This window comes from Vibrio splendidus (assembly GCF_024347615.1).
GTDB lineage: Bacteria > Pseudomonadota > Gammaproteobacteria > Enterobacterales > Vibrionaceae > Vibrio > Vibrio splendidus.
This window is the reverse complement of record NZ_AP025508.1, coordinates 2,525,549-2,538,258: the sequence shown is the minus strand read 5'-3', so window position 1 is coordinate 2,538,258 and position 12,710 is coordinate 2,525,549. Positions and strand designations below refer to the sequence as shown.

Here is a 12,710-nt window from a genome sequence, read left to right as displayed (position 1 = left end):
TTTATATAGATTTTATTATTGTTGGGGTAATTAATGTGATGAATGGCACTGTTATATATATCTGCTCTCTGTCTGTTTTAAATTTGTGATCTATGGTTCGTTTCATTCAATTGTAAGTTGAAGAATCATATAATCAGCTTATTATCCACCTAAAGAAAGCGGTTTCTTGAAATGAGTAACCGATAGTAAATACTAAAGCACCCCCTTTTTTTAAAGTAAAAAGAAAGCGCTTTCTTTCTGGTTATTATCATTAAAAAGGACAACGTGATGCACAAAAAGACATTGATTGCTTCGCTCGCCATTGGAGCTTTATTTGGAGCATCTGTACAAGCAGATGAAGTAAAGCAGGGCGGTACGCTAACGGTGCCAATTATCAATACTGGCTTTGTTGAAAACTTCAACCCGTACACAACTAAAGACCTACTTCACGGTGTGATGTTTGAACCTCTAGTTGTATTTAACAACATGACGGGTGATGTTGATTACCGATTAGCTGAATCAGTTGAATTCTCAGAAGATCTTAAGACACTAACTCTTAAGCTTCGTGAAAACCTGAAGTGGTCTGATGGTACTAAACTAACAGCAGAAGACGTTGTGTTTAGCTTTATGCTAACTAAAGACGCTCCAGCATTTGACCAAAAAGGTATTTGGTCAGCGGGTAACCTGCAAGAAGTTACTGCTTCTGATGAGAGAACGGTTGTCTTCTCATTGGCGGAAGCGGATTCTACTTTCGCTTGGAACCTAGAGCGCTACCACGTTGTACCGAAGCATATTTGGTCTAAAGTTGAAGAGCTGACAACGTTCACCAACTTGAACCCAGTAGGTAGTGGCCCAATGACCACGGTTAAATACATCAAGCCGCAACAGATGGAGCTATGCCGAAATCCGAATTACTACCTAGAGAACCGCCCGTACCTAGATTGTGTGAACTTCCGTTCTTACAATGATAACTCTCAAATCCAACCGGCCTTGATTAAAGGTGAAATTGATTGGGGTTCAAACTTTATCGCTGACGTTGAGTCAACGTTTGTTGGTGTTGATAAAGAAAACCATCATTTCTGGTACCCCGCTAACGATGCGATTCATCTTTACGTAAATACTAAAGAAGCGCCTTTTGATGATCTTCGCGTTCGCCAAGCATTATCTATGGCACTTGACCGTGAAACTATCGTTGATATTGCAGCTTACGGTTACCCAACGCCTAACTACAATGCTGGTGGTATTGCTGAGCTTTACGAAACGCATATCGACAAAGCTGTATCTGCTAAATACGCGGATCTGACACAGTACGACGCTGAAAAGGCGAAAGCTTTACTTGACGAAGTTGGTCTAGTCGATAAAGACGGGGATGGATTCCGTGAAAAGAAAAATGGCGAAGCATTTGAGTTCGACATTGAAGTAGTTGCGGGCTGGACTGACTGGATTCAAGTTGTTCAGATGGTATCTGAGTACTACGAAGAGGTTGGTGTAAAAGCTAATATCAAAACGGTTGACTGGTCTGTCTATGATAGCAACTTGAAAGACAGTAAATACACAATGTCTATCAACTGGTCAATGGTTGCGACTAACCCAATCTTGGCTTATCAAGAGTACTTCTCTACATCACGTATCGGGAAAACTTGGCATGCTGGTCATGGTGTTAATTCACCAGAGATCGATGCATTGATCGATAGCTTCGGAAAAATTGGTGACGCTGAACAGCAAGAAGAAGTGTTGAGCGAGCTTCAAGAGTTTACGGCTACAAATCTTCCGTTTATTCCTCTTTTCTCTAACCCGACTTGGTTCCAGTACAGCACTAAGAACATTGTCGGTTGGCCTAGCGCTGAGAACCCATACGTACAACCAGTATGGTACGACGGTGGTAAGCGAGTAATCATTCTCAACAACCTACACCTTAAGTAAGTTATTTCTAATTTGGCCGTAACGTAAGTTGCGGCTCTTAGGTTAAAAGATATTTATGTCATTTCTGTTTCGTCGATTCGGTTTTTATTTCACAGCCTTTCTGATTGCTATCTCGTTTAACTTTATGTTGCCTCGTTTAATGCCGGGTGACCCAGTAGATGCTCTGTTTGCTGCTGCTCAAGGTCGTATGGATCCAGCTCAGATGGATGCGGTTCGTGAGATGTATGGTTTTGTTGATGGTAATGTTTTCGAACAATACTTTGCATATATGAAGAGTGTATTTACGCTTGATTTGGGGCCGTCTATTTTGATGTTTCCTATTAGTGTTTCTGATGTGCTTGCTATGGCACTGCCGTGGACTATGTTTCTGGCGCTTGGTTCGCTCATTGTCGCTCTCATCATCGGTGTCAGTATTGGAACTTATGCGTCATATCGACGTGAAGGGCTGTTTGGGCAAATTGTTCCTCCGGTCTTGGCTTTTATTAGCAACTTTCCGTATATCGTAACCGCGTTACTGTTGTTCTATTTCTTCGGTCTAAAGTTAGATTTACTACCTTTGGCTTACACTTACGACCCGTCACTTGAGCCCGGTTTTACGTGGGAATTTGTTTCTAGTGTGGCTAAACACGCTGTGCTTCCAATGGGCTCTATGGTCTTGGTTGGAATCGCAACATGGGTCTTCAATATGCGTAATGCGATGATCAATGTCTTAGGAGAGGATTACGTGACGATGGCTGAGGCCAAAGGCTTGAGCAGCTATCGTGTGATGTCTCGATACGCTGGTAGAAATGCCATTCTTCCTGTCGCGACCGCTATTGCTATGGCAATCGGCTTCTCATTCGCTGGCTCAATCATGACCGAAGTAGTTTTTAACTACCAAGGCTTGGGCAACATTCTTCTTAAGGGAATTGTGGCGCGAGATTATCCTTTGATTCAAGCCATTCTTCTTATTTTAGTGACCGCAGTGCTTGTTGCTAACTTTATCGCCGACTTACTGTATGTCTGGCTTGATCCACGAATTTCGAATTGAGGCACATCATGGATAACTTAATTGACACTCAAAAAATTTCGAAGCGAACAAATATACCGGTACGTGAGCCGAAATGGTCGTGGAAAAATGCAAAGAAAACATTAGGTAAAGCCTATGCTTTTTTCTACGGTAACCCACCAGCAATCATCGGTACTTTTTTACTTACGATAGTTTTAGCTGGTGCACTATTTGCCCCTGTTTTATCAACGCACAATCCCGAAAAGCGTGTTGCGCGCCCGCATGAAGCACCAAGTGCTGAACATATTATGGGCACAACTCGTAGCGGGCGTGATGTATATAGCCAAGTTCTTTTTGGGGCGAGAAAGTCACTGACTGTTGCGATCTCTGCGGGCGTAATTGCAATGACTATCGCAGTTTTAGTCGGCGTTTCTTCTGGCTACTTTGGCGGAAAAATTGATGAGCGCTTGAACTTTATTACTAACGTATTTCTCGTGTTTCCTCAGCTACCCTTGCTGATTGTTCTCGCTGCATTCTTAGGGCAAGTCGGTTCGTTGGTTATCACTATGTTGTTAGGAATAACCTCCTGGCCTTGGGGGGCGAGGGTAATTCGTGCACAGACGATGGCAATTAGAAGCAAAGAATTTATCATTTCTGCAGAGGTTATGGGTGAATCAAAAATTCGTATTATTTTAGTCGAGATTTTACCTAACTTAGTTTCGATTGTTTTTGGTGGCTTCCTTGGCACAGTTATCTACGCAATGGGATCTGAAGCTGGTCTTGGTATTTTAGGTTTAGGTGATGCAACGGAAGTGAGTTGGGGTTCAATGTTGTATTGGGCACAGACATCTTCGTCGCTATATACCGGAGCATGGTGGGAAATGATGGTTCCTGCATTAGCGTTAGCGATTACTGGTGGTGGATTAGCACTGATTAACATGTCCATTGACCAAGTAAGCAACCCTAAATTGCGTACGGGCCCACATATCAAACTGTGGCACAAACTTAAAAAAGAAGCAGACAAACGCCGAGGTTTATAATGAGCAAGCTACTAGAAATCAATAATCTGTGTGTTGATTACGTTTCTCCTAATGGTGTAGCGAGAGCCGTAAACGACGTAAGTATTTCCATTGCGCCCGGTGAAACGCTCGGTATTGCTGGTGAGTCTGGTTGCGGTAAAAGTACATTGGCTTTTGCAATATCAAGGCTCCATAAAGCACCAGCCCTTATCTCTGAAGGCGAGATACTTTACAAAGGGCAAGATGTTTTAAAAATGAATAACAAGCAGTTACGTGACTTCCGCTGGAATGATGTTTCTATTGTTTTTCAAAGCGCAATGAACTCACTTAACCCTGTCATTACTATTGGTGAGCAGTTAACAGACGTTATTCTTGCGCATAAAAAGACACCTTATAAGCAGGCTCATGAGCGTGCGGTTGAGTTATTAGAAACGGTCGGGATGCACGGCGATAGAATGTCGAGCTTTCCCCATCAACTCAGTGGGGGAATGCGCCAGCGTGTTGTTATCGCAATTGCATTGGCGTTGGAGCCTAAGCTGATCATCATGGACGAGCCTACGACGGCACTCGATGTGGTTGTTGAACGTGAAATATTGAATGAACTGTATGAGCTCAAGAGTAAGTTTGGTTTCTCCATTCTATTTATTAGCCATGACTTAAGTTTGATGGGTGAGATTGCTGATCGAATTGGCGTGATGTACGCGGGTAACCTTATTGAGTTAGGCGATGCTAAAACGGTATTTAGTGACCCCAAGCATCCTTATACAAAAGGGCTTATCTCTTCATTCCCGACTATTCATGGGCCAAAAGAACGCTTGTATGGGATCCCTGGAAATCCCGTCAACTTACTCGATACTCCTCAGGGATGTAACTTCCAAGAGCGATGTGGCGAATGCATTTCAATGTGCATCAAAAGTGAACCTCGTTTGGGCACAGTTGCGACTGGGCATCACGTATCTTGTCATCTAGTTTGAGCGAAAGATTATGAATACTTTAAATAACGTCGATAAAAGCGAAGTTATCTTATCAGTTAAGAACTTGGTAAAAGATTTTCCACTTGGTCAGTCAGTGAAAAGCAACATGATGCGAGCGGTTAATGATGTTTCATTTGATCTTAGAAAAGGAGAAGCATTAGCGATTGTTGGCGAATCTGGTTCTGGGAAAAGTACAGGCGCTCGAATTCTAACTCGTATTTACGATAAAACTGCCGGGGATATTGAATTTAAGGGCGAGCCATTATCTGACTATATTGAAAAACATGGTGAGCTTGAATATGCACGCCAAGTGCAAATGATTTTTCAAGACCCGTTTGGTTCGCTGAATCCTGTGCACACGATTTATCACCATATTGCGCGACCATTACTTATTCATAAACGAGCAGAAAAAGAAGCGGTTCCTAACCTTGTTTATGAACTACTCGAAATGGTTGGATTGACGCCAGTAAAAGAGACAGCAGAGAAATACCCCCATGAATTGAGTGGTGGACAACGACAACGTGTGGCTATCGCACGTGCAATTGCAGTGAGTCCTGAAGTTATATTGGCGGACGAGCCTATCTCAATGCTTGATGTGTCCGTTCGATTAGGAATCCTAAACCTAATGGCTGACTTGAAAGATAAGCATGGTATTTCGTTTATGTACATTACTCATGACATCGCGACGGCGCGTTATTTTGCTGAGAAAACGGCAGTTATGTACGTTGGACATATGGTGGAGTGGGGCAATAGCGACAATGTAACGCAGAATCCACAACACCCATATTCTAAGCTGTTGCTTTCAGCGGTACCTGAAGTCGGTAAATCAGGTAAGCGCGATATGAATGTGAAAAAAGGCGATATCCCTTCTTGGAAGCCAAGTAGCGTAGGTTGCCCGTTCGCAAGCCGTTGTATGAAAGCCGATAAACTTTGCACGCAATCAATACCAGAACCGACTCAAATTGCAGAAGAGCATTTTGCTCGTTGTCATCATTTGTAAACTTTAAATCCTTTTTGAAACGCAAAAGAAAGCGCTTTCAAAACTTAAGTGTAAGAATTTTTTGGAATTTTGATATGAAACAAGACTACAACTCAACACCAGAGGTCGATGGCAAGTTCGTTGATTTAGATGGTGAGCGTTACTACCAAATCTCTAATGTTGACCAAATGACGCCATTCTTTATTAGCGTTGTATCGTCGAGCGATCACTGGTTATTTATTTCATCAACAGGCAGCCTTTCAGCTGGACGCATTCGTCCGGAAAATGCGCTTTTTCCTTACAAGTCTGTTGACCATATTCATGAAAATGCGGAAAACACCGGCTCAAAATCCATCTTCCGTATTGAACATGGCGATAAGGTTGTACTTTGGGAACCGTTTAATACATTCCATGATGGTATTTTTGATGTTGAACGCAATCTTTATAAAAATACGATTGGAGACAAAATCGTATTTGAAGAGATAAACCATACTTTGCAACTACAGTTCCAATACAGCTGGAATACGAGTGAAAAATACGGCTTTATTCGTCGTTCAAAACTGACCAATCTAGCGAGCTTCGAGCGTAAAGTCGAAGCACTAGATGGCTTACAGAACATACTTCCTTCAGGCGCTCCGTTATCAGCTCTTCAAACAAGAAGTGCATTAGTTGATGCGTACAAGTGGAATGAACAAGTTGATGGTAGTTCATTAGCTCTGTTCAGCATGTACGCGAAATTGAGTGATAGAGCTGACCCTGCTGAATCTTTGCTAGCGACGACAGTCTTCAGCTTAGAAACGGAAAGCAGCCAAGTTTTATTGACGAGTGCTCAAGTTAATGCGTTCAGAAAAGGTCGAGCGATTACAAGTGAACCTTTAACGAAAGGGATTAGAGGAAGCTATTTAGTTTATAAGTCTCTGACGTTGCGAGCACATCAAACCAAAGTTTGGTCGATTGTCGCTGATATAGACAAGACTCATTCCGATATCTGTCAGCTTCAATCTGAGCTCTCTGTTCCTGCTAACCTAGCACTAGCTTTAGAAAAGAGCATTGCAGATAATCAAAATGAATTAATCACATTAATGTCTGGCGCGGATGCGTGGCAAATAACAGCTGAAGAAAATACAAGCGTTCACCATTATGCCAATGTGTTGTTCAATAACATGCGTGGTGGCGTTTTTGAGAACGGCTACATCCTAGAGAAAGCCGACGTGGTTAAAACCATGCAAAAGGCGAACTCTCAGGTTGCTGGTCGTCACCAAGACTTTTTCAAACAGCTAGGTACGGCTTTTAGTCATGCAGAGTTAGTTTCTCGAGCGAAAGCGACTGGGGATTCACAACTAGTCCGATTGAGCTACGAATATCTACCGCTTACTTTTGGACGTCGTCATGGTGACCCTAGTCGCCCTTGGAACCACTATGAGATTAAGCTCAAAGATGAAAATGGCGAACGCTTACTTTCTTATCAAGGCAACTGGCGTGATATTTTCCAAAACTGGGAAGCGATGGCTCTTAGTTATCCAGGGTTCATCAAATCATTCATCTCTAAGTTTGTTAATGCTTCAACGGTGGATGGCTACAATCCGTATCGAATTACTAAAGATGGTGTAGATTGGGAGCTGTTAGAGGCGGATGATCCTTGGAGTAACATTGGTTACTGGGGCGATCATCAAATCATCTATCTATTAAAATTCCTTGAGTTGGCAGACAAATTTGAGCAAAGCGACCTGATCGAATTACTAGAAAGTGACATTTTTAGTTATGCCAATGTGCCTTATGAGCTTTGCGGAGTTCAAGGTCTCTTTGACAACCCTAAAGATACCGTAGAGTTCAACCAAGACCTGCAGGAATTGACAGAGCAACGTGTCAAGAGCTTAGGCAGTGACGGTCGCTTGTTGATGACGGGTGACCAAGAAGTTTATATGGTCAACTTAATGGAGAAGATACTCGTACCTTTGTTGGCGAAATTGAGTAACTTAGTGCTTGATGGTGGTATTTGGCTCAATACACAACGCCCTGAATGGAATGATGCAAACAACGCTATCGTTGGCAACGGTCTTTCAATGGTAACCTTGTACTACATGCGTCGCTATGTTGCCTTTATGCAGCGCCTGTTAGAGAAGTCACCATCTTCATACAGTATTTCCAAAGAAGTGTTTGAGTGGATGTCTTCTGTTACACAGATTGTTTCTGAGGCAAATACAGAGATTCGTCAAGATACGGTAACTCGTCAAACTCGTAAAGCAATGCTGACTAAGCTGGCTAAATCTGCTGCTAACTATCGTGAGCGAGTTTACCGAGTAAATGGTTTCTCAGGGAAAACGAAAGTTGAGAAAGAAGCGATTGTTCAATTGATGGGCGCGAGCTTAAAAGTCCTAGATTCTACGATTACAAACAACTTGCGTGAAGACGGCTTATACAATGCGTATAACATCTTGAGTTGTTCTGGTGAGAGCTTAATGGTTGAAGAGCTTTACCCGATGCTGGAAGGGCAAGTTGCAGTATTAAGTTCGGGTCTATTATCACCTAAACAAGCGGTTGAGTTGTTGGATAAATTGTTTGCTAGTGACATGTATCGTGCTGATCAAAATAGCTTCATGCTTTACCCTGACCGTGAGCTGGCTTCTTTTATGGACAAAAACTGTTTAGACGCTAAAGACATTGATCAGAGCAAATTGTTAAGCATGATGGTTGTTGCCAAAGATAACCGATTAGTAAACCAAGACAGCAAAGGTTCTTACCACTTCAATTCAAGTTTTGAAAACAAAGGTTTCCTTCAGACTGCGATTGATGAAATTAAAGTCGATTACCCGGCAATTAGTGATGATGAATTTAGTCATATATCTAGTTTGTATGAGCGTGTATTCAACCACAAAGCCTTTACTGGGCGTTCGGGAACCATGTTTGGTTATGAAGGTTTAGGTTGTATCTATTGGCATATGGTTTCTAAGTTGCTGCTAGCTGTGCAAGAAAACTATCAGCATGCTTGGAGTATGGATTCCAATAGCCAGGAAACTCTTAAATTAGCGGATTACTATTACAAAGTAAGAGCTGGTATTGGCTTCAACAAAACGCCGGAAAACTACGGTGCGTTTCCGACGGATCCATATTCTCATACGCCAAAGCACTCTGGAGCACAGCAGCCAGGGATGACAGGGCAAGTTAAGGAAGAAGTGATTACCCGTTTTGGAGAGCTAGGTCTAGAGGTCGTTGATGGTACAATTGTTATTAATCCATCACTTCTTAGTCCTAAAGAGTTCTTACAAAAAGCGGCGACTTTTGACTGCCAAAATATTGAAGGGCAAATGCAGAGCTTTATTGTTCAGGCTGGGCAACTGGCTTTTACTTACTGTCAGGTGCCATTTATTTACCAACTCAATGATGAGCCAACACAGGGTATTGAAGTTCAGTTTAAAGATGGAACAAGTGAGGCATTTGCATCGTTAACGATAAATCATGAAATGGCTTCACAGCTCTTTTCTCGTAGTGGTCTCATTGAGAAAGTCATTGTCGTGTTGTCAAAGCACCAGTTACTCTAATTCTAATTTAAAGCGAAATAAAAAGGCTCTAAGTGAATACTTAGAGCCTTTCTTTTAAGTGTAAAAAAATGGGGTGTTTGATTTACGAAAATCAAAGCTTAGCCACAGATTCTCTTACAATCAATGTCGGTGTTAGTTTGTGCTTCAATGGGTAGTCGCGTTTATTAATTAACGATAAAACACCTTTTGCAGCTTCTTCTCCCATCTCATGGACAGGAAAGTCGACCGTCGATAAGCGAGGACGAATATGCTGGCTGTGAGTATCGTTATCGAAGCCTACGACCGAAAGGTCTCGCCCAATAATGAGGTTTCGCTCTGCTGCTACGTCATATACAGCAAGCGCGATGTTGTCATTTTGACAGAAAATCGCGGTGATCTCAGGGTCTCGGTCTAACAAGCGTCGCGCAGCATCATGGTTGCCTTGATGATCAAAACGCCCCTCTACAAACAGCCCTGCGTTGTACTCGACACCGTACTCTAACAAGGCATTTCGATATCCTTGAAAGCGATCTCTACTATCAACTTTACTCAACTGGCCTGTGATACAAGCGACTTTTTTATGCCCATTTTCAAGTAAGTGCTTCGTTGCAAGGTAGCCACCAAGCTCATTATCAATGTAAATACAGCGATCAGAAATCTCAGGAATAAAACGGTTGAGAACAATCATTGTTTCACTGTCTTTCGCGATTTTGATCAGCTCGTCATCACTGAGCTTGTCTGAGTGAACAATGAGGCCATCTACAAGTTTAGATTGCAAAAACTGGATAGAATCGAGCTCTTTGGTTCGTGATTCCTGGCCACTTGTAACGATTAAGTGAATATTATTTTGGCGAACGGTATCTTCAGCTGTATGCATTAATGGCCCATAGAAAGGCCCATCAAGCGAACCTACTAGCATGCCAATGCTATTTGAACGGCTGGAGGCTAGAGCTTGTGCAAACGCATTAGGCTTGTAGCCCAGTTGCTCAATAGCTTTGAATACTTTTTCGCGGTTGGCTTCCTTTACCGTAGGGTGACCATTTAATGCTCGTGAGACGGTTGATTGAGAAACTTGAGCAAGTTCAGATACTTCTTTAATGGTGATCAATGGTAGTGGCCTTATCTCTACAAGGAGTGAACTAAGCTATATTACCTTCGTGATCAATAAGAGCCTAGTAATCCAATGATTAATATTTAAAAACTCTGAACTGCTTAACGCTAAATTTGAAGGTTAAGCATACAAAGTAAGGTAACGAATATTTTCATATACTCGATTAAATATCAAGCAAGCGCTTTCTTTGTTGTTGTAGTTAAAGTGAATCTGTTTTTCTGATCTTAGTTATGAACTAGATAAAATAGAAGTCTGAGAATAAAGGGCTACTAGGGCGTTATCACAGATAATCGGGTTATGAAAATTCTTGGGAATCTATAAAAACCGCAATGAACTTTAGCAAAATGTGAAACCCAACAAGAAAGCGCTTTCTTAAGGTGAGCGTTGTCTCTTTTTTGAACTATGCACTTTTATATACTCATTTTGAAACGGTCGTGCATGGCATATTGGGTCCATGCTCGCGGAGTTATTCATTTATCGACTTTCTGTTATGGGCTCCGATATTAAGTGTCGCCTGCTTAGAAAGTCGTGATACAAGGAGTTGTAATGCAAGATCTAACCAATCAGGTAAAGATATTAACGTCTTTTATTTCTGCCGCTTTGATGTCTGGTTGCACGGCGATAGAGCTGCCGGTATCCGAAAGTGCTGACTTAGCTCAAACTGAAAAACCGATCGTGCTATCCCATGATCCAGTTACGTTAAGTCCAGACTGGCAATTGGTGTGGGAAGACCAGTTTGAAGGCGAGCAAATAGATAAACGTAATTGGTCATTAGAAGTGAACTGTTGGGGAGGAGGGAACAATGAACAACAGTGCTACACGGATGATCCTAATAACGCATTTGTTAAAGATGGCTTTTTACACATTGTCGCGCTGAAGCAAAGTCATACTGGGCCTGACAATGCCGAAGGTACGATTGGCGGAGCAACTAAAACACTCCCTTATACTTCTGCGAGGCTAAGTACAAAAGACAAGCGTGACACCAAATATGGCCGTTATGAAATCAGAGCAAAGTTACCTGGTGGACAAGGTTCATGGCCCGCAATTTGGATGCTGCCAACCGACAATAAATACGGCACATGGGCAGCTTCTGGCGAAATCGATATTATGGAAGCGGTTAACCTAAACACACTTTCAGATGCGGCGGGAGCGAAAAATGATGATCTAGAGAGCCGAGTCTATGGGACGTTACATTACGGACGAAATTGGCCAGACAATGTTTATAAAGGGCAGGCCGCGATATTGTCAAATGGTGTGAACCCAACTGATGGCTTCCATACATACGCGATTGAGTGGGAAGAAGGTGAAATTCGTTGGTATGTAGACAATATTCATTACGCGACTCAAACTCAAGAGGGCTGGTACAGCCAATATGAAGCGGAAGAAGGGAAACTCATTAATGCGAGTGGAGCAGCTCCGTTTGATGAAAAGTTTCATTTGTTATTGAACTTGGCTGTCGGTGGGGCGTGGTCAGCGAACGCAAATGATAAAGGCATCGACGAAGGTTTGTTTCCGAAAACAATGCTAGTTGATTCAGTAAAGGTATACCGCTGTAAGGTTGATCGTTGGAAAGGAAAAGGGTGTGCAAGTCGCTCTGAACATGCAATACAAGTGATAGGGCACGAAGCTCCAGAGATCTTAGCAACCGATGATAGTTATGCTGATGGACCAACGTTGGAGATTTTTACCGAAACTCTTAACGCAAGCTTGGCTTATGCAAGTTATGACCCATTGGATATTGTTGACTATCAAGAGGTGACCGAACCAGATCGTGGAACAGTGCTACAAGTGAATAAGAAAGGAGGTTCAGGAAATATCTATTTTCGTTCTCCTGTAACAGATGTGACACATTGGCAAGAAACGGGTGAACTGGTCTTTGATTTGAAAGTTGAGAGTATGGCCGACGGGGTTGAACTATTGGTTAAGATGGACAGTGGTTGGCCGAAAACAAGTGACTATACCGTGCCGCTATCAGCAATGAATGAATGGAAGACGGTACGTATTCCAATCGCAGACATTTTAAAGAGAGAAAACCGTTTTGCTGGTGGGAATCAAGCTGATCCAATAATGATCACTAACCTTTTAGTGTTTGAGCCTCAAGGAGAAATGAGTTTTAAACTAGACAATATTCGATTTGAAAAGTAAGCCTGTTAACAAAAGAGCTTGAATAAAAGTCTGAATATAAAGGGAACATACAATGTATGTTCCCTTTTTATTTC

Annotated in this window: 8 protein-coding genes; 7 read left to right on the top strand and 1 reads right to left on the bottom strand. The window is 42.2% G+C overall.

Annotation, left to right across the window (positions count from 1 at the left end):
* Nucleotides 1–267 precede the first annotated feature (267 nt).
* From OCU90_RS11300 to OCU90_RS11275, 6 genes are all read left to right on the top strand, one after another.
* The gene (locus OCU90_RS11300; RefSeq protein ID WP_061021763.1) at nucleotides 268–1,902 is read left to right on the top strand and encodes an ABC transporter substrate-binding protein; all 1,635 of its coding nucleotides are present in this window, start codon (nucleotides 268–270) and stop codon (nucleotides 1,900–1,902) included.
* 55 nt (nucleotides 1,903–1,957) lie between these two features.
* Complete coding sequence (locus OCU90_RS11295) at nucleotides 1,958–2,932, top strand: ABC transporter permease (protein ID WP_048659636.1); 975 nt, start codon at nucleotides 1,958–1,960, stop codon at nucleotides 2,930–2,932.
* 8 nt (nucleotides 2,933–2,940) lie between these two features.
* A complete protein-coding gene (locus OCU90_RS11290; RefSeq protein ID WP_061021762.1) occupies nucleotides 2,941–3,930 on the top strand; it encodes an ABC transporter permease in 990 nt (329 codons plus the stop codon).
* Entirely contained in the window at nucleotides 3,930–4,883 is a 954-nt protein-coding gene (locus OCU90_RS11285) for an ABC transporter ATP-binding protein (protein WP_061021760.1), read from the top strand. The genes OCU90_RS11290 and OCU90_RS11285 overlap by 1 nt, the downstream gene beginning before the upstream one ends.
* Nucleotides 4,884–4,893: 10 nt before the next feature.
* A complete protein-coding gene (locus OCU90_RS11280) occupies nucleotides 4,894–5,883 on the top strand; it encodes an ABC transporter ATP-binding protein (RefSeq protein ID WP_061021758.1) in 990 nt (329 codons plus the stop codon).
* 74 nt (nucleotides 5,884–5,957) lie between these two features.
* Entirely contained in the window at nucleotides 5,958–9,401 is a 3,444-nt protein-coding gene (locus OCU90_RS11275) for a hypothetical protein (protein ID WP_061021757.1), read from the top strand.
* A gap of 91 nt (nucleotides 9,402–9,492) precedes the next feature.
* Here OCU90_RS11275 and OCU90_RS11270 read toward each other — a convergent pair whose 3' ends face one another.
* Entirely contained in the window at nucleotides 9,493–10,488 is a 996-nt protein-coding gene (locus OCU90_RS11270; protein ID WP_061021754.1) for a LacI family DNA-binding transcriptional regulator, read from the bottom strand.
* Nucleotides 10,489–11,037: 549 nt separating this feature from the next.
* Here OCU90_RS11270 and OCU90_RS11265 point away from each other — a divergent pair.
* Nucleotides 11,038–12,636, top strand: coding sequence for a glycoside hydrolase family 16 protein (locus OCU90_RS11265; protein WP_061021752.1), 1,599 nt, complete (start codon nucleotides 11,038–11,040; stop codon nucleotides 12,634–12,636).
* The last annotated feature ends 74 nt before the right edge of the window (nucleotides 12,637–12,710 follow it).

Bases quoted from the DNA above. Each gene is read 5' to 3' on its own strand.
- OCU90_RS11300 (WP_061021763.1), top strand. From the start codon at position 268: ATGCACAAAAAGACATTGATTGCTTCGCTCGCCATTGGAGCTTTATTT.
- OCU90_RS11295 (WP_048659636.1), top strand. From the start codon at position 1,958: ATGTCATTTCTGTTTCGTCGATTCGGTTTTTATTTCACAGCCTTTCTG.
- OCU90_RS11290 (WP_061021762.1), top strand. From the start codon at position 2,941: ATGGATAACTTAATTGACACTCAAAAAATTTCGAAGCGAACAAATATA.
- OCU90_RS11285 (WP_061021760.1), top strand. From the start codon at position 3,930: ATGAGCAAGCTACTAGAAATCAATAATCTGTGTGTTGATTACGTTTCT.
- OCU90_RS11280 (WP_061021758.1), top strand. From the start codon at position 4,894: ATGAATACTTTAAATAACGTCGATAAAAGCGAAGTTATCTTATCAGTT.
- OCU90_RS11275 (WP_061021757.1), top strand. From the start codon at position 5,958: ATGAAACAAGACTACAACTCAACACCAGAGGTCGATGGCAAGTTCGTT.
- OCU90_RS11265 (WP_061021752.1), top strand. From the start codon at position 11,038: ATGCAAGATCTAACCAATCAGGTAAAGATATTAACGTCTTTTATTTCT.